Here is a 26039-nt window from a genome sequence, read left to right as displayed (position 1 = left end):
AATATAAAAGAAGATGTGCTCAAAAGAGGAAAAGTACATCGCCATTAAAACAAATGAGTTATAACGCAATTAAAAAAACATTCGATCTTGGCGATGGCCGTATGATCGAAATCGAAACCGGGAAACTGGCTAAACAAGCGGATGGATCTGTTGTCGTGAGAATGGGTGATACCATGCTTCTGGCTACTGTGGTATCAACAGTAGGTGCAAAACCTGGAACTGATTTTTTACCATTATCAGTTGATTATCAGGAGAAATATGCTGCTACGGGACGTATCCCGGGTGGATTTTTACGTCGGGAGGCCAGATTATCAGATTATGAGGTGCTTATCTCGCGTCTGGTAGATCGTGCATTACGTCCGATGTTCCCTGAAGATTATCATGCTGATGTACAGGTGATGATTTCATTGATCTCTGCCGACAAAAATATTATGCCTGATTGCCTTGCAGGTCTTGCAGCATCTGCGGCAATTGCTGTTTCTGATATTCCTTTCAACGGTCCGATCTCTGAAGTTCGTGTAGCTAAAATTGATGGTAAACTTGTTATCAATCCTTATCTGAGTGATCTTGAACGTGCAACTATTGATCTTTTGGTTGCCGGTACTGAGAATGATATTGTGATGGTTGAAGGTGAAGGAGATGAAATTTCTGAAGAGGAAATGGTTGAAGCAATTGAGTTTGCACACAAAGCCATTATTATTCAGGTTCAGGCTCAAAAGGAACTTGCTATTCTGGTTGGTAAAACTGAAAAGCGTGTTTATAGCCATGAAACTCATGATCTTGATCTTAAGGAAAAAGTTTTTGCAGCAACCTACGATAAGGTATATGCTATTGCCAAATCAAAATCTTCAAAGCACGAGCGCAGCGATAAATTTTCTGAGGTAATCAATGATTTTATACTTGAATTGGGTGAGGGACTTGAAGAAATCACAATTTCCCTTGCAAAAAAATACTTTCATGATGTACAATATGATGCAATCCGTAACCTGATTTTAGATGAAGGAATTCGTTTAGATGGTCGTGATTCTCGCACAGTACGTCCAATCTGGTCGGAAGTTGGTTATTTACCAACTGCTCATGGTTCTTCTATTTTCACCCGTGGTGAAACACAGTCTCTGACAACAGTAACCCTGGGTGCTAAATCTGATGAACAACTGATTGATGGTGCTTTCTTTAACGGATATCAGAAATTCTTATTACACTATAATTTCCCGGCTTTCTCAACAGGTGAGGCTCGTCCTAACCGTGGTACCGGTCGTCGTGAAATCGGACACGGAAATCTGGCAATGCGTTCTTTGAAAAAGGTATTACCTGGGGATGATAATCCTTACACTATCCGTGTTGTTTCAGATATTCTGGAATCAAATGGTTCATCTTCTATGGCTACAGTTTGTGCAGGTACACTTGCACTGATGGATGCCGGTATTAAGATTAAATCACCGGTTTCAGGTATTGCTATGGGATTGATCTCTGACGAGAAAACAGGCAAATACGCAATTTTAACAGATATTCTGGGTGATGAGGATCATTTGGGAGATATGGACTTTAAAGTAACCGGTACCGAAAAAGGTATTGTTGCTTGTCAGATGGACTTAAAAATCAATGGATTAAAGTGGGAAGTATTGACTGCTGCTTTAAAACAGGCTAATGAAGCACGTCTTCATATCTTAAATGAGATGAAGAAGACCATTGCTGCTCCACGTGAGGATTATAAGCCACACGCTCCACGTATTGTTACATTGAAGATTGATAAAGAATTCATTGGTGCGGTAATCGGCCCTGGTGGTAAGATCATTCAGGAAATGCAACGTGAAACCGGTGCAACCATCGCTATTGAAGAGAAGGATAACTTAGGTATTGTTCAGATCTTTGCTGACAATAAAGAAGCTATTGATAAGGCTGTTAGCCGTATCAAAGCAATCGCTTCAAAGCCTGAAGTTGGCGAGATTTATGAAGGTAAAGTAAAAACAATTATGCCTTTTGGTGCATTTGTTGAGATTATGCCTGGTAAAGACGGACTCTTACATATTTCAGAAATTGACTGGAAGCGTTATGAAACAATGGACGGCGTATTGAATGTTGGAGATATCGTTCAGGTTAAACTTCTTGAAGTGGATAAGCAGGGTAAATTAAAACTTTCACGTAAAGCTTTATTGCCAAGGCCTCCGCGTCCTGAGGATGCAAAACCAGCAGCTGAATAATTCTTTGAATTTTATATATGCAAAACCTGTCGTGCATCATAGCATTGACAGGTTTTGTTATTTACTACCTTTTTCTTAAATTGCTCATTCAGAATATGAAAAAGCAAGAAAAACATATTATTCAGGAACCTTCATCAGATTATGAAAAAGCTGAGTTTGATTTGCTTAAAACAGCCTTAAAAAGGTCATATACGGAACGGTTTCATACCATGACCAAACTTATGAAGATGAATATCATGTTCAGACAAGCTCAGATAAAGCATAAACCTTCCCATTAATTTATTATGGATGTGTTTGACGAAGAGCTGCTTCGTTTTTGGAAAATTGCAGGTCAGTTTCAACTTAAATATATTATGATAGGTGGTGTTGCAACAAATCTGCATGGCTACCAGCGTACAACTGAAGATATTGACCTTTGGATTGAAGATACTAAAGTAAATAAAGAAGTTTTAAGAAAAGTATTCCATGAATATGGAATGGGAGACTTTAAGACATTAGCAGATATGCAATTCATTCCCGGCTGGACTTATTTTCATCTTGACAATGGTCTTAGATTGGATATAATGACTTCGGTGAAAGGCCTTGATAATTCAAATTTTGATTCATTATTAAAATCTGCATCCATTGCAACGATATATGGAGTCGATATACCATTTCTGCATCTAAATGCATTGATATTAACAAAGAAAGCAGCTAATAGGCCTAAGGATCAATTGGATCTGATTGAACTTGAAAGAATTAAGAAAATCATTGAGGAAGAAGACTCCAAACAATAATCATATAGCTGCCATTAAAACTGAATATTGCAATACAATTTGTAATTTTGTAATATGAAACATCTTATAGCTCCATCCGTTTTATCTGCTGATTTTGCGAACCTGCAGAATGATATTGAAATGATTAATCGTAGTCAGGCTGATTGGTTTCATATAGATATAATGGATGGTGTATTTGTTCCAAATATTTCTTTTGGCTTTCCGGTCATGAAAGCTATTCAGAAGCATGCAAGCAAACCCCTGGATGTACATTTAATGATTGTTGACCCTGATCGTTATCTTCAGGAATTTAAACAGGCAGGAGCAGAGAATATTACAGTCCATATTGAAGCCTGTACCCATTTACACAGAACCCTTCATGCAATCAAAGATTTGGGCTGCAGGGCCGGAGTCGCTGTCAACCCGCATACCCCTGTAGCATTACTTGAGGATATCATTGAAGATATTGACCTGGTTTGTCTGATGTCGGTTAACCCTGGTTTTGGCGGACAAAAATTCATCGAAAATACCTATAAAAAGATACGTACACTCCGTGCAATGGCATCTGGAAGAAATGATGGCTTATTAATTGAAATTGATGGCGGGGTCTCTAATCAGAACGCCCTGAAATTAATTCAGGCAGGGGCTGATGTGCTGGTGGCTGGTAATGCTGTATTTTCTGCCACTGATCCGATTTCAGAGATCTCCGGACTTAAAAATCTTAATCCGGAATTAATAGGTTCATGACTATCATGTTAATGTGAAGCAAGAAAATCTATCCCCAGCTAAATTCTTCGCTATCAAATCGCATAGGAGATGGAATTATTCTCTTTCTGTATTTTGCATTTTTATCATGTTATTTATTCCTTTTTCACTTTATGCCCAGGATTTTGGTAGTATTAAGGGTATAATCACATCTGAGAAAGGAGAATTACTTAGTGGCGTAACTGTGCAGGTAAAAAGTACCCGCTTAATTACCCAAACTAACAGGGAAGGTGAGTTCTACCTGAGCAAGGTTCCGGTTTCTGCTACACTTTTATTCAGCCGTCTTGGTTTCAAAGATCTTCAATTGGATCTGGGTCTTATTGCAGACAGAGAAAACACTCAAAACATTATATTAATTTCTGATATACAGGCACTTGATGAGGTTCATATAACAGAAAGATATAATGCCAGTAATTTAAAAACTATCGATGCAGCGGCTTTTAATATCTATCCTCAGACATCCGGTAGCTTTGAAAGTTTTCTAAAAACTATGCCTGGGGTTTCCGGAAATAATGAACTGAGTTCTCAGTATTCGGTGAGAGGGGGGAATTTCGATGAAAACCTGATTTATTTAAATGATATAGAAATTTACAGGCCCATGCAAATCTATTCGGGTCAGCAGGAAGGCTTGGGTTTTATCAATCCGGATCTGGCAAGTAGTACCAGATTTTCTGCAGGTGGTTTTGAAGCCAGATATGGCGATAAGATGTCTTCAATTTTGGATGTCAGATATAGTAAACCTGATTCATTATCTCTGGATGCTCAAATTGGTTTCCTTTCGAGTTCAGCCGCTCTAAAGGTTCCATTTAAGAATAGTTATTTCCTTGCGGGGATCAGAAATAAGAAAAATCAAAGCTTATTGGGAACTCAAAATCTTGAAGGCGACTATATTTCAGGCTTCTCTGATTATCAGTTTTTATTCAGGCATGACCTGGGCTCTAAATTGAATTTATCTGTTTTTGGAAATTACAACAGGGGTGATTTGAACATCAGCCCTAACAGGCGACTGACTGAATTTGGAACTTCTGATGAAGTATTGAGGCTTAATGTAAATTATGATGGGGAGGAAAGCAGTAACTATGAATCTCTTATGGCGGCGCTAACTCTGGCTTACAATGCTTCTAATTCCTTAAATTTCAAATGGATTAGTTCCTTTTCAAGTATCAACGAGCAAGAGAATAAAGATCTCCTGGGATGGTATGCCTTCAATGAAAAAAATGGAGGCCTTGATCCCAAAAACGTTGGTTCACTTCTTGGAACGGGCTCCAATCTTGCCTACAGAGATAATTTTTTGAATACGATGATCCTGAATACCGAATTAAGAATGTATAAGCAGGTAAGGAACTCATTTATTGAAACGGGTATTCGTTTTCAGGCAGACAAAATAAAGGACAGAATTGATGAATTTAATGGGATAGATACTACTGGATATTCACTCCGTAATTCCGGAGGATGGAATTATTCGGAGATCATAAACCAGCAGCATATGCAGGAAATCGGACGAGTAAGCGGATTTATTCAAAATACTTTCAATTTAAGGCATAATCTGACAATTGCAGCAGGAATCAGGGCCAACTATAATTCTTATTCCAAAGAAAACCTGATCAGTCCGCGTGTTTCACTGATGTATTCACCGGGTTATGATGACAATTTCCTTTTCCGATTTTCCGTTGGCGCCTATTCTCAGTCTCCATTTTACAGGGAGATTAAGAGATATAATGGTAGTATCAATCCGGATGCACGTTCCCAGCAATCATATCATTTTATAGCAGGAACCGATTACGATTTTAACGGTTTGGGTACCAGATTAAAGTTCAGTTCTGAACTTTATTATAAAATATTAAGCAGAATCACTCCTTATAAAATAGAGGATCTAAAGATCAGATATCTGTCTGAAAGTACTGCTAAGGGTTATGCTGCTGGCGCAGACTTTAGTTTGAGCGGGAATTTTGCGGGAGATCTTTTATCAACTTTCAGGTTTTCTGTTATGCAAACGAAGGAAGATATTAAAAATGACTTTTATCAGACCACAGACAATACCGGAAAGCAGGTAACAATTTATCCTGGCTATTTGAAACGTCCATCCGATCAGCTATTTAATATAGGTATGATGTTCCAGGACCGACTTATGCAAAATCCCACCTATAAGGTACACCTTAATCTGATTTATTCTTCTTCACTTCCTATAGGTCCTCCTGGTCCAAATAGATATACCGATTTATTTAAAATACCTGCATACAAGCGTGTTGATATTGGGTTTTCAAAAGATCTGGCTGACAGGGAGAGTAAGAAGGCATCTGTTTTTGTAAAAAAATATTTTCAATCGCTAAGTCTTCATGCTGAACTTTTTAATCTTTTAAATTTTAAGAACACAGCATCTTACCTTTGGTTAAACGACAAAAATGCAAATCAATATGCTGTACCTAACTATTTGACCTTCAGAAAACTTAACTTTAGAGTTATTGCTAAACTGAAAAGCAGATAAAGTATTCAAATCAATTATCAATAAGGTCTTAAAATCCTCCCGTGTCTCAAATTATTGTCTTATTTTTGGGCAATAAATTTAAAGATTATGATACACAATTTTGGTGCAGGTCCCTGCATCCTGCCTCAGGAAGTTTTTAAGCAAGCATCACAGGCAGTTCTCGAATTTAACGGTACCGGTTTATCAATTTTAGAGATATCTCACCGTACCCCTGAGTTTGAGGCTGTTGTTGATGAAACCGTTCGTTTAATTAAGGAATTATTAAATGTACCTGAAGGTTACTCGGTTGTTTTGTTGCAGGGTGGGGCCAGTTTACAATTTTCAATGGTTCCAATGAACCTGCTTGGTGAAAGTCAGACAGCTGCATACCTGGATACAGGGGTATGGGCTTCAAAGGCGCTCAAAGAAGCCAAGATCTTCGGAAATGTAAATGTTGTTGCATCATCCAAAGACCAGAATTATACTTATATACCAAAGGACATTGTGATTCCTGAGGATTCAGCATATTTCCATTTTACCTCTAACAATACCATTTATGGTACTGAATTACTGGAGGTTCCAAAAACAAAGGTTCCTGTAGTTTGTGATATGTCTTCTGATATTTTAAGCAGAGTTATAAATGTTGCAGATTTCGATTTGATCTATGCCGGTGCACAGAAAAACATGGGGCCTGCTGGTGTTACTGTAGCAATTGTTAAGGATAGCATTTTAGGTAAAGTTGACCGTAAAATTCCATCAATGCTTGATTATAAGGTTCAGATCGATGGCGGATCTATGTATAATACTCCACCTGTTTTCGCAATTTATGTTTCTATGTTAAACCTTCGCTGGTTAAAATCCAAAGGAGGAGTTGCTGAAATTGAAAAGGAAAATATCTCCAAATCAGAAGCACTGTATAAGGAAATTGATCGTAATCCGCTGTTTAAAGGAACCTGCAAGCCGGAAGACCGTTCCAGAATGAATGTATGCTTCGTGATGGAAAATCCCGAACTAGAAAAGCCTTTCCTGAAGTTTGCTGAAGATCGCGACATCATCGGAATTAAGGGGCATAGAAGTGTGGGTGGTTTCCGTGCTTCAATGTATAATGGTTTGCCGATAACAAGTGTTCATGTACTGATCGATGCTATGCAGGATTTCGCCGAAAAGCATCGCTAAAACTTTGATATGTATCCTGATGGGCAGGTTACGATCAATTTTAATATTAAAAAATAAGCATCTTATAAATTATAGATTTTATGTTTCGTATACTCGCCAACGATGGCATTGACCCAATAGGTAAAGAATTATTAGAAAAAGCAGGATTTCAGGTAGATACTACACATATCCCACAGGATCAGCTTTCTGAAGGCTTAAAAAATTATGATGGCATAACCGTTCGCAGTGCAACAAAGGTTAGAAAGGATTTGATCGATGCATGCCCGAATATTAAACTGATTGGTCGTGGTGGAGTGGGAATGGATAATATTGATGTTGATTATGCCAGAAGTAAGGGACTTGCTGTTGTAAATACTCCTGCAGCATCTTCTCTTTCTGTCGCTGAACTTGTTTTTGCACATTTATTTACTGGAATTCGCTTTCTTCAGGATTCCAATCGTAAAATGCCTGTTGAAGGAAATACTAGATTCAACGATCTTAAAAAGGCATATGCCAAAGGCATTGAACTCCGTGGAAAGAAGATTGGAATCATCGGATTTGGCCGGATCGGTCGTGAGACTGCTAAAGTAGCTCTGGGACTTGGAATGGAAGTTCTTGCCTATGATCTTTTTGATATACCTAATGAGCTGGAAGTTGTAATTGGAACTAATATCAGGGTAAACTGCCCGATTAAAGTTGTAACAGTTGAGCAACTAATTAAAGAGTCAGATTTTATCAGTCTTCATGTTCCATTTTCTGAAAAACCTGTTTTAGGTAAAGAGGAGTTTGAGTCCATGAAAAATGGGGTAGGTGTAGTTAACTGTTCACGTGGCGGTACAATTGATGAGGATGCACTTATTGAGGCTTTAAATTCAGGGAAGGTGGCGTTTGCAGGTTTAGATGTATTTGATAATGAACCAACACCTCGTCAGGATCTTTTAACTCATCCAAAAGTTTCTTTGACCCCGCATATCGGTGCTTCCACAAATGAAGCTCAGGAGCGTATTGGCACGGAGCTGGCAAACCTTATTATTGACTTTTTTAAAACAGTCTGATAAGAATCAAATTCAGGTTTGATGCCTCTGATATTTAAATTAAATGCCAAAAATCAAACCATTCAGAGGAATACATCCGGGTAAAAATTTTGCCGGAAAGGTTGTGCTTAATCTGGAAAATTTAAGTCTTAGCGAAGCAAAGCTTATCCGGCAGGAAAATCCATATTCCTATGTGAATATGCTTGTTCCAAAGCTGGATAACTTTTTCTTATTAGGTTCCAGAAATGAACTTACCTTTAAAAAGATCAACGAAAATTTTGAAGAATTTTTAGACGAAGGTATTCTTGTAAAAGATCCATTACCTTCAATCTATGTCTATCAAATCAATCGTGAAGGCCATTCTCAAGTTGGTATCTGGACAACTACTTCAATAGATGATTACCTGAATAATGTGGTTCGAAAACATGAACTCACCAGGGCCGACAGGGAACAATCACTGATTGATTATTTACAGCAAACAGGTATTGATGCCAATCCGGTATTAATTACCTATAAATATGTACCTGAAATTGAAAGAATATTACAGGAGACAATCCTGAAAGAACCAGATATTACCTATACTAAAGAAAATTCTGATCATAAATTATGGATTATTGATCAGAAAGCTGTTATTATGTCTTTAATCAAGGCTTTCGCAAGCCTTCCTTCATCCTATATTGCTGACGGACATCACAGAGCCGCAGCTGCCTCATTATATGGAATACAGCGGCGAAAATTGAATCTGAAGCATAAGGGAGATGAAGAATATAATTTCTTTACCTCGGTTTATATGAGCACAGATCAATTAAAGATCTATGGGTTTAACCGCCTGGTTAAAGATTTGAAAGGGCATTCGGTATCCGAATTTCTCGAAAAACTGAAAACAGATTTTAACATCACTGATTCTGACAAAGTTGTTCTTCCCACTGAAATGCATGCATTTGGCATGTATCTGGACAAAAAATGGTTTCTGTTAGAGTTTAAGCATGAATTAAACATCAAAAGTCCTTTAGAAGAACTTGATGTCAGTATACTCCAGAATTATATATTTTCAGGGATACTAAATATCTCAGACCCTCGCACTGATCCTGCAATTGATTTTATGCCAGGCCCCTTACCAATTAGAGATCTGATACATAAGGTTGATCAGAAGGAATTTGCACTTGCATTTACTTTGTTTCCAACAAGCATTGATCAACTGATCAGGGTTGCTGACGAAGGAGAGGTAATGCCACCTAAATCAACCTGGTTTGAGCCTAAATTTGATGTTGGACTATTAATACACCATATCAGCTGATATTTAATCCAGCTGATATGTTTTTCCTTTTTCAGCGATCTCTACAGCATAGCTTTCTTCGCACAAGGCCGTTTTAAAAGCTTCCATTGCGGTAGTTTCTCCGTGAACAAGAAATACCTTTTTAATTTGCTGAGGATTTTGCTGTTTTACAAAATTGATAAGATCCGTATGGTCTCCATGACCACTGAAAAGATCGGTTTGCTTAATCGTTGCAAATACTGAAAGTTCTCGGTGCCTTAAATTAATAACTGGGTCACCACGAAGAAGACGATGGCCTAATGTGCCTTTTGCACAATATCCAATAAAGAGTATGGTACAGTAGTAATTTGAAATATTATAATATAAATGATCCTGAATACGGCCACCTTCCAGCATTCCGGCAGAAGAAATAATAATACAGGGCTCATAATAATTGGATATTGCCTTGCTGGCATTCATATCCTGAATATAATCGAGGTTTTCAAATTCAAACTCATCCCCAAGCTGATTATAAAAGTCCTGGGCTTCACCATTTAGCAAGGCATGATGCTTTCTGAAAATATCAGTTGCATATCCGGCAAGCGGACTATCTACAAATACCTTTATTCGTGGAAGCAGCCCCTTACTGAATATCCTGTTTAGGGAATATACAAGAGCCTGGGTTCTTCCTACGCTGAAGGCGGGTATAATCAGTCTGCCCGGAGATTTAATACAAGCTTCATTAACAGTTTCGGTTAATAATTCTTCGACGGTCTGTGTTGATTTATGATTACGTCCCCCGTATGTTGATTCACAAACCAGATAATCCACTTCCGGAAGGGACTCAGGATCTTGTAAAACCGGATAGTTTTTTCTACCGATATCTCCGCTAAAGGCAATAGTTTTTGTGATTCCATGTTCTTCAATTCTCAATACTGCAGCAGCAGCACCTAAAAGATGACCAACAGGAATAAAAGTGAGGCTTATCTGCCCATTAATTCGAAAAGATTTATTAAATCCAATGGTCACAAAACGATCAACAGTCTCCATTACATGTTTCTGAAGATAAAGAGGCTTTGGCCCTTCAGAAAATCCACGTTTCCCTCTGCGCTTTTTTCGCTGTTTGCTCAGAAAAATATTGACTGAATCTAACAAGAGTAATTCCGTGAGGTCGGCAGTAGCAGGAGTACATAATATTTGTCCCTCAAAACCAAAACGGATCAGGGTTGGCAAATTGCCGGAATGATCAATATGTGCATGAGTGAGAATGACAAGATCTATATCAGAAGGGGAGAATGGGAAAGCCTCATTCTCTTCAAGCCAGGTATCCCGTTCATAATCTAAGCCGCAGTCTATAAGAATATTATAGTTGTCGGTTTGAAGCAGGTGCATACTTCCGGTTACTTGACGGGCAGCACCCCATATAGTTAATTTCATAAATCTCTAAAAGGCTGGCAATTGAAATAGAATGCAGCTTAAATAATATTTTTTTCTTCAGGTTCCTGAATTTCGAGTTGTAACTGACTCAGGTAACGGTATAATCCACCTTCATTTTTCATCAATTCAGAATGTTTGCCGCTCTCTATAACCTTGCCCTTCTCCAGAACTATAATTTTATCAGCTTCGCGTATAGTTGAAAGCCGATGGGCAATGATGATGGAAGTACGGTTCTTCATTAACTCTTCCAATGCTTCCTGTACCAGACGTTCTGACTCGGAATCCAGAGATGAAGTAGCTTCATCAAGTATCAGCAATGCCGGATCTTTCAAAAGAGCCCGTGCTATTGCAATTCGCTGACGTTGCCCGCCAGAAAGTTTAACCCCGCGTTCACCAACAAGCGTACCATATCCTTCAGGGAAACCGCTTATAAATTCATGGGCATTTGCCCGCTTTGCGGCCATGAGTATATCTTCTTCACTAGCATTTAATCGGCCATAAGCAATATTTTCACGAATGGTACCACCAAATAATAAGACATCCTGAGGTACAATAGCTACCTGATTCCGAATGTCCGTCAGGGAAAATTCAGTCGAAGGAATACCATCAAACAGTAATGAACCCGACTGAGTTTCATAAAAGCGAAGAATTAATCCTGCGATGGTAGATTTTCCAGCACCACTGGGTCCTATAATTGCCACTTTTTCTCCTTTTTTTGCCTCAAAAGATACTCCATTTAATACAGTAATTTCCTTTCTGGAAGGGTAGGAAAATACTACATCCTGAAAATCTAAATTTCCATGTATCCTTTGATGAATAGCATTCTTTTCCTGATCCATTGAGATTGGCTCATTCTCTTCAGCAAGTATTTCTAAAACTCGCTCACTTGCTCCAAAGGCTTTTTGCATCGTAGCGTATAATTCAGGGAAACTTCCCATCGCTGCCCCCACAAAAGTTGAAAGCAAAATAAAAGTGAACATACTGGCGATGCTGATCTCGCCGGTTTGAACAAGGTGTGACCCATACCAAACCACTGAAACAATGGTTCCAAACAGACAAAAAACTATAAATGAAGCAAATATACCTCTGAATTTTGCACCACGCATAGCGATCTTAACAACCTCACGTACACTTTTATTATATCTGCCGACTTCAAATGATTCATTTACAAATGCCTTTACATTAGTAATCCCCTGGAGTGTTTCTTCGACAATGGTATTTGATTCAGCCAGTTTATCCTGTGCCTGTCTCGAGATTTTCCGAATGAACTTCCCAAAGGTAACTGCAACAACTACCAGAATTGGTAGTACCGCTAAAAGCATAAGAGTCAGTTTACCGGATACCAGAATCAGAAAAGTAATTCCGCCGATAAAAATGATGATTTGTCTGATCATTTCAGCCAGAGTAGTAGTTATGGCGTCTTGTATCTGCGAAAGATCAGCTGAAAGACGGCTATTCAACTCTCCAACACGCCTCTGGGAGAAAAAATTCATAGGTAGGGTGATGAGCTTATGATAGGTATCACGACGAATATCCGCAAGACCTTTTTCTGCTACTTCAACAAACCAGTTAATCCTGAAATATGAAAAGATCGCCTGAATAAACAATACTGCCAGTAGGGTAAGGGCTACTGTATTAATATCAGTTGGAAAAACATCCAGAATCTCACTTGGAACCATCTTTCCACCCTGTTCTGTCTGGGCACCAGTCCCAATCAATCTTCCCATTAATAGTGGAAACAAAAATGAACTGGCACTCGAAAGTATCAGGCATATTAAGCCAAGAAAAAATTTTGTACGATAAGGTTTGAGATAACTTAATAATCTCATTACCTGTTTAATACTTTCTTTATTGATTTTTGCCTTGGGGAGTTCTTCAGCCTGAGCGTTTCCGCTGTTTAATCGAGCACGTGCCATCTTTTCGTAATAGTAATTTTCTCCTTAACGGGGATTCGCAAAATTAGCTTTATTTAAGCATTATTTTTGCCGTGCATATCAATCTTAGGTAATTTTTTTAGTTTGAAAATATACCATATTGACGCAAATAGTAAGGTAATAAGTAATAACAAATAAATGGTTTGCTTCTCATAATCGGCAATATTTTTCTCTGCCTCGGCTCTTAATTTTTCATTTTCATGCTGAAGACGTGTAATTGTTGTTTGAAATCTGTCTATACGTCCCTCAACTGTTTCAGCCCTTGTCTCAACCTGCTGCTTTTCAAAATCCTTATAATCAAGGAGTATCTTGAGCTCAGAAAAAATATCATTATCTGTCAATACTATTTGCCGAAGGATGTCATTTGAAAACTGCATATCCTTCTTGGTTTTTAACCCGAATATTCCGCTTCGTTTTCCCAGACTGCTTTCGTATTGTCCAAACCTGCTGCTTCGCTCGTCAAGAAGTTTATTAATTTTTTTTCTCTGTGTTTCATACGCTGAACTATCACTCTGAGCCGAAGCCTGAGTAATTCCTGCAGCCAGAATAATTGAGATGATCCAAATAAACTTCATAATGATTAATATTAGCTGGAAATTAAACTCCAGGCTTCCGCTTTTTCAGAAAACAGAGGTTTTACTTTAGACCAGGTATTCTTAAACAGATAAGATTGTCTGTATGAATTCAGATCTTCCTCACTGTCCCAGTAGCTCAACGTGAAAAACACACATTCATTATTCATGTCCCTCATTAAATCAACCCGATTACATCCCTCAAACGAACCTATTAGTTTTTGAGAAGCATAGAAAATCTCTTTAAAAGCCTGTATACTTTCAGGTTTAAAGGTCATTTTTACTACTCTGGTAATCATGATTTGAATTCGATTCTGACTATATCATTCAGATTCAGTCCAAGCAAGCCGCTGGCATTCCCCTTATTGATAGCTATTTCAAGATGGTTGCTTATTCCGAAAAGACAAAGCTTTTCACCTTCCGGAACTTCGTTATAGTGCCAGCTTAATTGAGTAATTGACTCATTTCTTTTAAAATAAAGCGTAAAACTACGATTTTGCTGAACCCGGGTAAATACTTCCTTTGTGATATTAGTAATAATATTCTGAAAAGAGTCGATATAGATTACACTTCCCCGAATGATATCCCTTTCAATCACAGGTTGGAGAGTCATCTTTTCTTCAATACCTGACACTGGAATTCCAATATCCTGCAATTTGCCGCCTTTTGCCAGATGACTTGCTGCCTTCGGAAAAATATCTGAAAGCGGAAAATGCAGGTACTTTAGGTCCTGCATAATATTTAGTTCCACAATTTCTGAAGGCTCCTCATCGAACAGCAATGAAAATATACCATTATCAGAACCTACAAAATAATGATCCCTGTATTTTAAAGCGAGATATTTTGTCTTTTCGTTAAATACCGAATCTATACCAATCAGATGTACCGTCCCCTTTGGAAAATAGTGAAATGAATTCTTTAATATGAAGGCAGCCTGAGGAATATTGAAGGCTGAAATGTCATGGCTGATATCCACAATATTGGCTGTTGCAAACTGGCTAAGTATACTTCCTTTAAGAGCAGCCTGATAAAAATCTTTATACCCTAAATCGGTAGTTAAAGTAATTATTGCCATTTAAAATGTGAATATTTATTGTTATTCTTGCGATAGATTATAACGGTACAAATATTGAATTTTAATCTCAAATAATCACCCCCTGTACTAAAAATAAGCACAACTTGAACGAACTGAATCTGAGCATCGAAAATGTGGACCCTGTTGTTATATGGGGAGCAAATAATGAGTATTTTGAAATATTCAAAAAGCATTTCCCCAAAATAAAGATTGTAGCAAGAGGTAATGAGGTCAAAGTACTTGGTGACGACAAAGAGTTGAATCTTTTTTCTCAGAAATTTCAGGATATAATTAATCATATTGATAAATTCCAGACCCTGACGATAAGTAATCTTGAACAGCTTTTAGGAACCAGTATTCAGGTCATTTCAGATTCAGAAAATGCAGCAGCAAAAAGCGGTGCTGGTGCAGAGGCTATTGTATTTGGTCCGAATGGTATTGTAGTTAAAGCAAGAACTGCCAATCAGCGTAAAATGGTTGACAGTATCAGTAAAAATGATATAATTTTTGCAATCGGACCAGCTGGAACAGGCAAGACCTATACGGCAGTAGCCTTAGCTGTTAGAGCATTGAAAAACAAGGAGATAAAGCGAATTATATTAACAAGACCTGCAGTTGAAGCAGGGGAGAACCTTGGTTTTCTTCCGGGAGATCTGAAAGAAAAGATTGATCCATACCTGCGTCCGCTTTATGATGCTCTGGATGATATGATACCGGCTGATAAACTAAAAGTTTTTCTCGAAAACAGGACTATTGAGATTGCCCCGCTTGCATTTATGCGTGGTCGAACACTGGATAATTGCTTTGTGATTCTTGATGAAGCTCAAAATGCAACTGATCTGCAATTAAAAATGTTCCTGACCCGTATGGGTCCAACCGCTAAATTCATAGTCACGGGTGATGTAACTCAGATTGATTTGCCCAGAAAGCAGCAATCAGGTTTGAACACCGCATTGAGGATTCTCGGAGAGATAAAGGGTATAGAAATTATCTATCTTAATGGAGATGATGTGGTAAGGCATAAACTCGTTAAAAACATTCTGAGAGCCTACGGGGATATCCAGTAATAATTTTAGTGGATTAGTTCCATTTTTCAGATTTTTACAATCAAAATCAAACAAGCTAAAAAATGAGTGCTATCAAAGAAACACACTTTAATTTGCCTAAGCAAAGCAAATTTTATAAAGGTAAAGTCCGTGATGTTTATACAATTGAAGATAAGTTCCTGGTAATGGTGGTAACCGACAGGATTTCTGCATTCGATGTGGTGCTACCTGAACCTATTCCTTTCAAAGGACAGGTTCTGAATCAAATTGCAGCTAAATTTCTGGCTGCTACTCAGGATATTGTTCCCAACTGGGTTCTGGATGTGCCCGATCCAAATGTAACAATTGGCAAAATATGCGACCCTTTTAAAGTAGAAATGGTGATAAGAGGCTATCTTGCCGGGCATGCATGGCGTGAATACCAATCAGGCAAACGTTCTGTTTGCGGGGTAAGCCTTCCTGAGGGACTTAAAGAAAATGATAAATTGCCCGCACCAATTATTACGCCCACTACTAAAGCTTCAGTAGGACATGATGAGGATATTTCAAGAGAGGAAATCCTTAGTAGAAATATTGTATCAGAGGAGGACTATATTCAGCTCGAGAAATATACCCGTGCATTGTTCCAGAGAGGAACCGAGATGGCTGCAGATCAGGGATTAATACTGGTTGATACAAAGTATGAATTCGGAAAAGCCGATGGCAAAATTCACCTTATTGATGAAATTCATACTCCCGATTCTTCCCGTTATTTTTATAGAGAAGGTTACGAAGAACGTCAGAAAAACAATGAACAGCAAAAGCAGTTATCAAAGGAATTTGTACGTAAATGGCTGATTGATAATGGATTTCAAGGTAAAGAAGATCAATTAATCCCAGAAATGACACCAGAATTTGTTAAATCTATCTCGGATAGATATATCGAGTTATACGAACAAATTACCGGGGATAAATTCATTAAACACGATCATTCAAATGCGCTTAAAAGAGTTGAGAACAACATAATTGAAGCTATCAATAGGTTGAGTTAATTATTTTATTGTAAATAGCTATTGTTTAATTAACTTTAAGATTATGAAATTCACTGTCGATAAACACGAAAAATACGTTTTAATCAAGCTGAATGAGAATAAATTAAACAGTTTAATTTCGCCTCAGCTTAAATCTGAGCTTATTCTCAGCAACACAGAAGGTCAGCGAAATATCATTCTGGATCTTTCAAATGTCAAATACTCTGATTCTTCTGGTTTGAGCAGCTTGCTGGTTGGACATAGAATTTGTAAAAACTCAGATGGTATTTTTATTCTGACAGGAATCAATGAAAATATCTCCAGATTAATTGCTATTTCACAGCTTGAGAATATTCTGAATATTGTTGGATCTGTAGATGAAGGTATTGATCTTATTTTTATGGAAGAGATTGAAAAAGAATTAAAGAGGAACTGAAAGAATACTACCAATAAAACTGCTCATGAAATTTGAAGTCACTATTTTGGGCAGCAGTTCTTCAACTCCGATATTCAATCGTAACCCATCTGCCCAGTTATTAAATGTTAATGAGAAGTATATTCTCATCGATTGCGGAGAAGCCACACAAAATCAATTACTGAACTTTGGTCTGAAGGCAAACCGGATCGACCAGATTTTCATCAGCCATTTACATGGTGATCATTACCTAGGCCTGGTAGGACTTTTATCGTCTCTGCATTTAAACGGGCGTACCAAGCCTATGGATATTTTCGGACCTGCAGAATTAAAGGAAATTATTGATCTGCAATTCAAACATTCTCAAACAACCCTCAGATACCCCATAAACTTCCGGCCAACTGCTGATGACAAGCGATACAGAATATTTGAAAGTTATGATGTTGTAGTAGACAGCTTTCCATTAGATCATCGTATACCATGTACCGGATTTTTATTTGCTGAAAAGCAAAGACTCAGAAAGATGATCAAATCAAAGATCGATGATTTGTCAATTCCCCCGGAAATGATACCCCTGATTAAAAAGGGCCAGAGTTTTACAGACAAGAAGGGAAAAGTATACTCTGCAGAAGAATTAACTACGGAAGCTGATCAGCCTAAAACCTATGCTTATTGCTCTGATACAATTTGCAGCTGGAAATATTTGGATTATATTTCCAAGGTAGATATGTTATATCACGAAGCGACTTTTATGAATGATATGCTCGAGAGAGCAGAGGAAACATTTCACACAACGGCACTTCAGGCTGGTGAAGTTGCGTTAAAAGCAAATGTAAAAAAACTGCTAGTCGGTCATTTTTCGGCACGGTATCGCGAACTGGAACCCTTGCTGGAAGAAGCAAAAAGTATATTTCCTGAAACTTTACTCGCAGTTGAAGGACAAACCTTTCAGATTTAATTCTTAATTAATCTTTCTTACCGCCGAAAACCGAGAAACTTACATAACGCTTTGGATTCGCTTTCAGGTCGATCATTAATTTATCCAGATTTGCAGCGGCATTGTTCAGATTATTATACATACGCTCATCATTAATTAGCTGACCTAATGTACCGTTTCCAGAATTTACTTTATTTATGACAGTTTGAAGATCAGCAACCGCTTTATTCGCTTCAGTGATAGTTTGGGCGAAATTAGCCTTGGCAACATCATCTGAAATCTTTTCAAAATTATCAACAATTTTAGTAATAGTTGAGTTGTTGTTCTTGAAGTTGGCAGAAATAGACTCCAGATTAGTCATAATGCCGGATATTTTTGAACTCTGATTAGTTACAAGACCATCTACCGTACGTGTGGTTTTCTCTAGTGTTTCCAGTGTCCTGGCTATACTTGCAAAACTACGGTCAAAATTCCTTTGAAATTCAGGATTTAGAGTATTGTTAACTGAAGTTAGTACCGAATCCATTCTGGCAATGATCTGTTCTGCTTTCTTCTGTACCGGTTCAACCTGATCCATTAGATCCTTTTTAACATTGGCGTTTAGCGTATCTCCATCTGCAGCAAAATCACTACCGCTTCCCAGTTCAAAAACAATTGCTTTTCCTCCAAGAAGATCCGTACTCTCTAATTTCGCTATTGTATTTTTGGGGATTGCGTATTCCGGGTCGACTTTAAATTGAACGAGTATTCTCCCGTCAGGCTGCAATGTCAAACTTGAAACCCGACCAATCTGATATCCATTCACCAATACAGGCTTTGATACTGTCAATCCGTCAACTCGGGTGTAAATGGCATAAAATTCATTCTCACGTGAAAATACGTCATTACCTTTCAGGAAGCTATAACCTACAATTAATACGGTTATGGCTACTGCCGCCAATACACCTACTTTGGTTTCGTTTGTTATTTTCATTAATCTTTTATCGTTTTATCCTGCTCAAGTCTTATCAGGATATGTAATAATATTCAGATGACCACCATTTGAATATATCTGATTTTAACAAATTGATTATTCAAGCTCGGCTTGTTTTTTATATGTCTGAATTGCTTTCAATAAGTTGCCAACAATTTCATTTTGTCCCAATTCAGAATTCATGTACTCTTCCTCCTCAGGATTTGAAACAAAACCAATCTCTGTAAGAACGGCCGGCATTCCAGCCCGGGCTAACACTGCCAGACTTTGTTCCTTAACCCCTCTGTCAATTCTGCCACTCAGAATATATTCATCCTGCATAAAAGATGCCAGCTTTATACTCTGTTCCCTGAAAGCATTTTTCATCAAAGATAATAGAATTATACTTTCCGGATCTTTCGGGTCATAACCATCATAATTGTCCTTATAATCTTTCTCGAGGAGGATGGATTCATTTTCACGCATAACAACATCCTGCTCATCCAGACGTCCAAATCCTGAAACAAAAGTTTCTACACCTTTAGTGGATGTACTTTGTACTGTCTTATAAATAGGAATACGACGACCACGGCTGTCCTTACGGTACCCGCTAATCACTTTTTTAATTGGCATTGAGTTACAGTGAATGGAAATGAACAAATCTGCCTTATTTCGATTAGCCAAACCAATCCGCTCATAAAGGGGAACAAAAACATCAGTTGTACGCGTATATATAACTTTAACGTCTTTTAAATTCTCTTCAATTGCTTTTCCCAAACGAAGTGCTACCTGCAATGCGATATCTTTTTCCCTGGAAAAGAGACCCTTAGTTGCACCATCATGACCACCATGCCCCGCATCAACAACAATAGTTTTTATCCGGTATGGGGTATCACTAACAGAATTAGCAGAAGCAAATTGACATGAGAAAATAAGGACTGTCAGTAAAACGTTAATGAATCTTATCAATGCTATATTTTTGATTAATTTTGAGCGCATATTATTATCTATCATTGCAAAAATAGTATTCATCACCGAATTTGAAATTTATTAGATCCATTTTTATATATTTTTTTGCAGCCATAATATTTGCTGTATGCGTTAATAGGTCGGTGTACGCACAACGAGCTGTTCTGCGACCTGATAACGCTCCAGCTGATACAACATTGCGCGCTGCAAGCACAAAAACAGATACTGTAACAAAAAAAATAAAAAATTCAGGTTCATTAACTTCAAAAGTAACCTATGCGGCAGAAGATTCAACAATCTTCGATATGACCAACAATATAGTCTTTTTGTATGGAAAAGCCCGTGTAAAGTATGAAGATTTTGAGATTGAGGCTGACTATATCCGCCTTGATCAGAAGAATAACAGCATTTTTGCCAAGGGAAGAACTAATCCGGTTAACAAAAGATATATCGGAAAACCTTTGGTTATGCAGGGTGCTGAACCCCCATTAAGTACTGATTCTCTGTTTTTTAATTATAAAACCAAAAAAGGTAAATCCTACGGAGTTTTTACAGATGTTGAGGGTGGCTTCCTACAGGCACAGCAGTTTAAAAAGAATCAGTATGATGAAGGTTTCTTCAGGAGAGGCATTTACAGTACCTGTAATTTACCTCATCCGCATTTCGGTATTCACATAAGCAGGGGGATTGCAACTGATAAACAAATCATAACCGGTCCGGCTTACCTGGTCATTGAAGATGTACCTTTACCTCTGGGTGTCCCATTCGGCTTTTTTCCAAAGCCAAATAAAAGATCAGGGGGATTGCTATTTCCAACATTCGGAGAAGACACCCGGGGCTTTTTTATGCGTGATTTGGGGTATTATCTAGGCTTAAACGACTATTGGGACCTTTCGACAAGAGGCACTCTATATTCAAAAGGATCCTATGAACTGGGAACTGCGGCACGATACCGGAAAAATTACAAGTATGATGGAGGATTAAATTTCAGGTTTGCATCTACTAAAAATGGGGTAGAAGGGACTCCATCCTATAAAAAACCGAATAAGGATTTTAATTTAACCTGGAGTCATTCACAAAGCCCACTGGCAAATCCGGGAACCACCTTCAGTGCATCGGTTAATGCAGGAACTGGATCGTATTTCCAGAATACAGGTGCAGCAGGTACTTACAACCCTACCGAGATCGCAAGAAATACACTTTCATCAAGTATCAGTTACGGTAAAGTATTCGCAAATGGTCTGTTTAATTTTTCTTCCAGTCTTTCACATTCCCAGGATATTGAACAGCAGACCGTATTTCTTGATCTGCCCCGTTTTAGTTTAAATATGACGACTCTAAATCCTTTTGATTCAAAAGACAGAGCCGGGGAGCAGAAATGGTATCAGAGGTTAAGTGTTGGCTATAGTATGCAGGGAAGTAATTCAATCAATACGAAAGAATATAAATTGTTTAAAAAGGAAACATTAAAGGACTTCCGAAACGGTATCCAACATGATATTCCAATCAGCTTATCTCTGAACATTTTAAAATATTTTCAGTTCAATTCCGGAATGCAATACAGTGAGAAATGGTATTTGCAAACTATAAGAAAAAGACTGGACCCGGTTGCATCAGGTTTTGCACAGGTTACAGATACAATTCAGGGCTTCAGCCGGGTTTATGATTATAATTTAAATACCGGATTAGCTACTAAACTTTATGGCAAATTCAATTTTAAAAAAGGGAATTTAATCGCCTTGAGGCATGTTATGACACCTTCGGTCAATTTTAATTACCGTCCCGATTTCGGCTCTGATCGTTACGGGTATTTTCGCAACCTCCAGGGAGATACTTCAGCGATAAAAACCAGATATTCAATTTATGATAATGCAGTTTTTGGTTCTCCTTCTGCTGGAAGGGTAGCTGGAATCGGATTCAGTTTCGATAATAATGTTGAAGCTAAGGTCAAATCCACTGCAGACTCGTCTAAGAATTCTGTCAATATCCCGATTTTACAAAGCCTGACTTTTTCGGGCAATTACAATTTTGCTGCCGAAAATTTCAAACTATCAACTATCGGTTTTTCAGGAAGAACAGCATTCTTTAAAGAGAAGATCGGGATAAATTTCTATGGAACACTTGACCCATATTCAATTGATAAGGATGGTTACAGAATCGATAAGTTCGCACTAAAATCCGGAAAACTGGCTCGATTAACCAATTTTGGATTATCTACTGATTTTAGTTTTAACTCTAATGCAGCTAAAAGCAGGAATGAAAACTTAAATCAGATTGATAAGTCCAAGCAAAATCTGTCTTCAAAACAGCAGGAAGAGTTAAACGCTATAAGCAGAGATCCCAATGCTTTTGTTGATTTCAATATCCCCTGGAATGTCAGCGCAGCCTATAGTTTTAACTATTCAGTTAATGGACTCCAATCTAGCATATCAAATACACTTAATGTTTTCGGAGATTTTAATGTAACACCGAAATGGAAGGTTCAGTATACATCCGGATACGATTTTCAGGCTAATAAACTTAGTTTAACCCAATTTTCTATTTATCGTGACCTTCATTGCTGGGATCTTTCATTCAGATGGTCACCAATTGGAACCTATAAATTCTATAGTGTCGATCTGAGAGTTAAAGCCTCGATTCTTCAGGATCTTAAACTCAGCAAACGCCGGGATGCCTATAACAACTTTTAATATGAGAGCAGAAATTATAACAATTGGAGATGAGATACTGATCGGACAGATAGTTGATACCAATTCTGCCTGGATGGCTCAAAAGCTCAACCTGGCTGGAATATTGGTTAAACAGATATCATCCGTTTCAGATGACCGTCAGCACATTCTGGAGGCTTTAAATGAGTCTAAAGACAGGGCAGACCTTATTCTAATCACTGGTGGCCTGGGGCCCACGAAAGATGATATCACTAAAAATACACTTGCAGAATACTTCAAAACTGGTTTCCGCTTAGATCAGGATGCATTAGAAAACGTGAAGCGGATTTTCTCAAAATATAAGGCCCCTCTGCTTGAATCGAATATTAAGCAGGCTGAAGTCCTCGAAAACTGTATCACTCTTCTTAATTTAAACGGTACAGCACCAGGAATGTGGATAGAGCATGAAGACAAAATATATGTTTCAATGCCGGGGGTTCCATTCGAAATGATGTATATGATGGAAGAACAAGTTATTCCGAAAATCAAGAAAGCATTCAACTTACCTGTGATTCTTCATCATACAATTCTAACCGCAGGAATAGGGGAATCTATCCTTGCGGAGAAGATTGAATCTGTTGAAGACGTGCTACCTGAGCATATTAAACTAGCTTATTTGCCTAAATTGGGTACTGTCCGGATCCGCTTAAGCGGAAGTGGAGATGATGAAAATCTATTAAACAGGGAAATTAATGTTTACGCCAAAAAGATTCTTGATCTGGTATCTGAATTTGTAATAGCAGACAATGATACCCCGATTGAGAAAGTAATTATGGATTTTATGGAGTCCAAAAATCTGACTTTATCACTAGCAGAAAGCTGTACCGGGGGATACATTTCCCATCAATTGACACAACATCCTGGCAGCAGTAAGGTGTTTTTGGGTGGCGCTGTTACTTATTCAAATTCACTGAAGATGAGTATTCTGGGGGTTTCAAAGGAAACATTGAGGAATTATGGAGCCGTAAGTGAGGAAACAGTAAAAGAAATGGCTGCAGGAGCACATTCTGCCTTTCATTCCGATTATTCAATAGCTGTTAGCGGAATCGCCGGCCCTGATGGAGGAACAGAAGAAAAACCTGTTGGAACAATTTGGATTGCCGTAACAGGTAAATCGAAAACCATTACCAGAAAATATAATTTTGGTAATAAAAGGATTCAGAATATTGAAAGATCAGCAACAACAGCGCTCGTTTTGCTTTATAAATTAATGAAAGAGGAACAGGTTTATTGAAAAAGTTTAATTTTGCACTTAGATAACCAATTCTCTAAAATACTCTACTATGGCTTTATACGAATTAGTGCTTCCAAAAATGGGTGAGAGTGTTGCCGAAGCTACAATCATAAAATGGGTTAAACAGCCTGGCGACCAAATTGAAATTGATGAATCTGTATTGGAAATTGCTACTGATAAGGTCGATTCAGAAGTCCCATCTCCTGTATCAGGAAAACTTGTCGAAATATTTTTTAAGGAAGATGAAATAGTTCAGGTTGGTGCCGTAATCGCAACAATTGAGACTGAGGCTATTGAAACAAAGGCAGAAAACCCTCCATCAGAACAGGTTTTTACGCCTGTATTGCCTACGGAGGTCGAAGAGCACGTTCAAAGAGATGGAATTCCGGATTTAGCTGCTGCTAATCAAGAGGAAAGTACAAAACCAATTGATTTCAGTAATTCAGGCCGTTTTTATTCTCCCTTGGTCAAGAGCATGGCAGCAGAAGAGGGGATCAGTCCTGCCGAATTAGATAAAATTAAAGGAACGGGTTCTGAAGGCCGGGTTACCAAGAAAGATATTATCGATTTTATAAGTTCGGGCAAAACTGTCCAAACTGAAGTAGCTAGTAAAGAATTACCTTCATCTGTTCCGGTACCTGAACAGATGAAGGAGAGAAAAACCTCTTCGGTTTCTGTTTCAGGTGGGGATGAGATCATAGAAATGGACCGCATGCGCAAGTTGATTGCGGACCATATGGTAATGAGTAAACAAACTTCTGCCCATGTTACCTCATTTGTTGAGGCCGATGTTACAAACCTTGTGCAATGGCGTGATCGTGTAAAAAATTCATTTGAGAAACGCGAAGGAGAGAAGATTACTTTTACACCTATATTCATTGAAGCAGTTGCGAAAGCTATAAAGGACCTTCCAATGATCAATATTTCTGTTAATGGAACTCAGATCATCAAGAAGCGTGATATTAATATTGGAATGGCTGCTGCTCTTCCAAGTGGTAATCTGATTGTACCGGTCATAAAAAATGCAGATCAGCTAAATCTCTACGGACTAACAAAGGCAGTAAATGATCTGGCCAGCCGCTCCCGTCTTTCAAAATTAAAGCCTGATGAAACGCAAGGCGGAACATTCACTATGACCAATCTGGGAACCTTTGGCAATATTATGGGCACACCAATTATTAATCAACCGCAGGTTGCTGTTTTGGCTGTAGGTGCTATTAAGAAGAAACCTGCTGTAATAGAAACAGAATTTGGCGATGTAATTGCAATCAGACATATGATGTTTCTTTCACTTTCATACGATCACCGGGTTGTAGATGGCTCGCTGGGAGGTTCATTCGTTCGCAGAGTTGCTGATTATCTTGAATCCTGGGATGTGAATCGTGAAATATAAATGATTGAGGTTCATTTGATTTAGTTCAGAAGATTATATATTGCTGCATGAAAAAGAATATAGTTTATATACTGGCATTTGTGTTATTGCTGGCAAATGGAAGTTCTGCGTTTTCGCAGCAAAAATTCCCATTTCAGGCACAAATTGACGCTTTTTTAAAGCAGGATAGTTTAGAATTTCCACCAGAAAATGCGATACTTCTGGTTGGCAGCTCATCTTTTACAAACTGGAAAGATGTCCAGGAATATTTTCCGGAGCACAAAATTATAAATCGCGGATTTGGTGGGTCCAGTTTGCCTGATGTAATTCGTTATGCGCCAAACATTATTTATCCCTACAAACCCGCCCAGATATTGATTTATTGTGGTGAAAATGACTTCCCATCCGGAACAAATACAACTGCAGACACTATTTTCAATCGTTTTACCCGCTTGCATGGTATGATCAGATCAGCGCTTCCGAAAACCGAGATCATCTATATCTCAATGAAGCCCAGCATATCAAGGTTAAAATACCTTCCTGAAATGCGACGCGCGAATGAAATGATCAGAAAATTCCAAAAGAAACATTCTAAATCGGGATATATAGATGTTTATTCAAAGATGATACTAGCCGATGGAAGTCCAATGCCGGATATTTTTCTCAAAGATCAACTTCATATGAATAAGAGTGGATATCTGATCTGGCAAAAGGCGATAAAACCATATCTTAAGAATTAAAAAAGGTCC

At 38.1% G+C, this 26039-nt stretch carries 23 protein-coding genes; 16 read left to right on the top strand and 7 right to left on the bottom strand.

What is annotated here, in order from left to right; genetic code table 11:
* Window positions 1–53: 53 nt before the first annotated feature.
* The 8 genes from pnp to VGE44_RS09630 all read left to right on the top strand — a co-directional run bounded on the left by pnp (window position 54) and on the right by VGE44_RS09630 (window position 9671).
* Window positions 54–2201 (top strand): polyribonucleotide nucleotidyltransferase, encoded by a 2148-nt coding sequence (gene pnp, locus VGE44_RS09665; protein WP_331078412.1) that lies wholly within the window; start codon window positions 54–56, stop codon window positions 2199–2201.
* Between the two features lie 95 nt (window positions 2202–2296).
* A complete protein-coding gene (locus VGE44_RS09660) occupies window positions 2297–2479 on the top strand; it encodes a hypothetical protein (protein WP_324483754.1) in 183 nt (60 codons plus the stop codon).
* Between the two features lie 6 nt (window positions 2480–2485).
* Window positions 2486–2977 carry a nucleotidyltransferase gene (locus tag VGE44_RS09655; RefSeq protein WP_331078409.1) on the top strand — a complete coding sequence of 164 codons (492 nt, stop codon included), beginning with the start codon at window positions 2486–2488 and terminating at the stop codon, window positions 2975–2977.
* A 54-nt stretch (window positions 2978–3031) separates the two neighbouring features.
* The gene (gene rpe, locus VGE44_RS09650) at window positions 3032–3703 is read left to right on the top strand and encodes a ribulose-phosphate 3-epimerase (protein ID WP_331078406.1); all 672 of its coding nucleotides are present in this window, start codon (window positions 3032–3034) and stop codon (window positions 3701–3703) included.
* Window positions 3704–3809: 106 nt separating this feature from the next.
* Complete coding sequence (locus VGE44_RS09645; RefSeq protein ID WP_331078404.1) at window positions 3810–6206, top strand: TonB-dependent receptor; 2397 nt, start codon at window positions 3810–3812, stop codon at window positions 6204–6206.
* A gap of 87 nt (window positions 6207–6293) precedes the next feature.
* On the top strand, window positions 6294–7361 hold the full coding sequence (gene serC, locus VGE44_RS09640; protein ID WP_331078402.1) for a 3-phosphoserine/phosphohydroxythreonine transaminase: 1068 nt from the start codon (window positions 6294–6296) through the stop codon (window positions 7359–7361).
* 80 nt (window positions 7362–7441) lie between these two features.
* Entirely contained in the window at window positions 7442–8395 is a 954-nt protein-coding gene (locus tag VGE44_RS09635; RefSeq protein ID WP_331078400.1) for a D-2-hydroxyacid dehydrogenase, read from the top strand.
* Between the two features lie 43 nt (window positions 8396–8438).
* Window positions 8439–9671, top strand: a complete 1233-nt coding sequence (locus tag VGE44_RS09630; protein ID WP_331078398.1) for a DUF1015 domain-containing protein — start codon at window positions 8439–8441, stop codon at window positions 9669–9671.
* A 3-nt stretch (window positions 9672–9674) separates the two neighbouring features.
* Here VGE44_RS09630 and VGE44_RS09625 read toward each other — a convergent pair whose 3' ends face one another.
* From VGE44_RS09625 to VGE44_RS09605, 5 genes are read right to left on the bottom strand one after another with little or no spacing between them, the layout of a single operon-like run.
* Window positions 9675–11066 carry an MBL fold metallo-hydrolase gene (locus VGE44_RS09625; RefSeq protein ID WP_331078396.1) on the bottom strand — a complete coding sequence of 464 codons (1392 nt, stop codon included), beginning with the start codon at window positions 11064–11066 and terminating at the stop codon, window positions 9675–9677.
* Window positions 11067–11104: 38 nt separating this feature from the next.
* A complete protein-coding gene (locus tag VGE44_RS09620) occupies window positions 11105–12982 on the bottom strand; it encodes an ABC transporter ATP-binding protein (RefSeq protein ID WP_331078394.1) in 1878 nt (625 codons plus the stop codon).
* 53 nt (window positions 12983–13035) lie between these two features.
* Entirely contained in the window at window positions 13036–13575 is a 540-nt protein-coding gene (locus VGE44_RS09615; protein WP_331078392.1) for a hypothetical protein, read from the bottom strand.
* A gap of 11 nt (window positions 13576–13586) precedes the next feature.
* Window positions 13587–13871: an antibiotic biosynthesis monooxygenase family protein gene (locus VGE44_RS09610; protein ID WP_331078390.1), complete on the bottom strand. Its 285-nt coding sequence runs from the start codon at window positions 13869–13871 to the stop codon at window positions 13587–13589.
* Window positions 13868–14647: an SAM-dependent chlorinase/fluorinase gene (locus VGE44_RS09605; protein ID WP_331078388.1), complete on the bottom strand. Its 780-nt coding sequence runs from the start codon at window positions 14645–14647 to the stop codon at window positions 13868–13870. The genes VGE44_RS09610 and VGE44_RS09605 overlap by 4 nt, the downstream gene beginning before the upstream one ends.
* Window positions 14648–14751: 104 nt before the next feature.
* Here VGE44_RS09605 and VGE44_RS09600 point away from each other — a divergent pair, with 104 nt between their 5' ends.
* From VGE44_RS09600 to VGE44_RS09585, 4 genes are all read left to right on the top strand, one after another.
* Window positions 14752–15714 carry a PhoH family protein gene (locus tag VGE44_RS09600; RefSeq protein ID WP_331078386.1) on the top strand — a complete coding sequence of 321 codons (963 nt, stop codon included), beginning with the start codon at window positions 14752–14754 and terminating at the stop codon, window positions 15712–15714.
* A gap of 62 nt (window positions 15715–15776) precedes the next feature.
* Window positions 15777–16724: a phosphoribosylaminoimidazolesuccinocarboxamide synthase gene (locus VGE44_RS09595; protein ID WP_331078384.1), complete on the top strand. Its 948-nt coding sequence runs from the start codon at window positions 15777–15779 to the stop codon at window positions 16722–16724.
* A 43-nt stretch (window positions 16725–16767) separates the two neighbouring features.
* Window positions 16768–17139: an STAS domain-containing protein gene (locus VGE44_RS09590; protein WP_305364498.1), complete on the top strand. Its 372-nt coding sequence runs from the start codon at window positions 16768–16770 to the stop codon at window positions 17137–17139.
* A 25-nt stretch (window positions 17140–17164) separates the two neighbouring features.
* Window positions 17165–18076: a ribonuclease Z gene (locus tag VGE44_RS09585; protein ID WP_331078381.1), complete on the top strand. Its 912-nt coding sequence runs from the start codon at window positions 17165–17167 to the stop codon at window positions 18074–18076.
* A 7-nt stretch (window positions 18077–18083) separates the two neighbouring features.
* Here VGE44_RS09585 and VGE44_RS09580 read toward each other — a convergent pair whose 3' ends face one another.
* On the bottom strand, window positions 18084–19028 hold the full coding sequence (locus VGE44_RS09580; protein WP_331078379.1) for an MlaD family protein: 945 nt from the start codon (window positions 19026–19028) through the stop codon (window positions 18084–18086).
* A gap of 96 nt (window positions 19029–19124) precedes the next feature.
* Window positions 19125–20039 carry an N-acetylmuramoyl-L-alanine amidase gene (locus VGE44_RS09575; protein ID WP_331078377.1) on the bottom strand — a complete coding sequence of 305 codons (915 nt, stop codon included), beginning with the start codon at window positions 20037–20039 and terminating at the stop codon, window positions 19125–19127.
* An 80-nt stretch (window positions 20040–20119) separates the two neighbouring features.
* Here VGE44_RS09575 and VGE44_RS09570 point away from each other — a divergent pair, with 80 nt between their 5' ends.
* The 4 genes from VGE44_RS09570 to VGE44_RS09555 are packed head-to-tail and all read left to right on the top strand — an operon-like array spanning window position 20120 to window position 26030.
* The gene (locus VGE44_RS09570; RefSeq protein ID WP_331078375.1) at window positions 20120–22666 is read left to right on the top strand and encodes a putative LPS assembly protein LptD; all 2547 of its coding nucleotides are present in this window, start codon (window positions 20120–20122) and stop codon (window positions 22664–22666) included.
* Between the two features lies 1 nt (window position 22667).
* Window positions 22668–23918, top strand: a complete 1251-nt coding sequence (locus VGE44_RS09565; RefSeq protein ID WP_331078373.1) for a competence/damage-inducible protein A — start codon at window positions 22668–22670, stop codon at window positions 23916–23918.
* A 49-nt stretch (window positions 23919–23967) separates the two neighbouring features.
* The gene (locus VGE44_RS09560) at window positions 23968–25311 is read left to right on the top strand and encodes a dihydrolipoamide acetyltransferase family protein (RefSeq protein ID WP_331078371.1); all 1344 of its coding nucleotides are present in this window, start codon (window positions 23968–23970) and stop codon (window positions 25309–25311) included.
* Between the two features lie 47 nt (window positions 25312–25358).
* Entirely contained in the window at window positions 25359–26030 is a 672-nt protein-coding gene (locus tag VGE44_RS09555) for a GDSL-type esterase/lipase family protein (protein ID WP_331078369.1), read from the top strand.
* Window positions 26031–26039 lie beyond the last annotated feature (9 nt).

It is taken from the genome of Daejeonella sp. (assembly GCF_036405355.1).
Lineage (GTDB): Bacteria > Bacteroidota > Bacteroidia > Sphingobacteriales > Sphingobacteriaceae > Daejeonella.
This window is presented reverse-complemented; position numbering and strand designations above follow the sequence as displayed.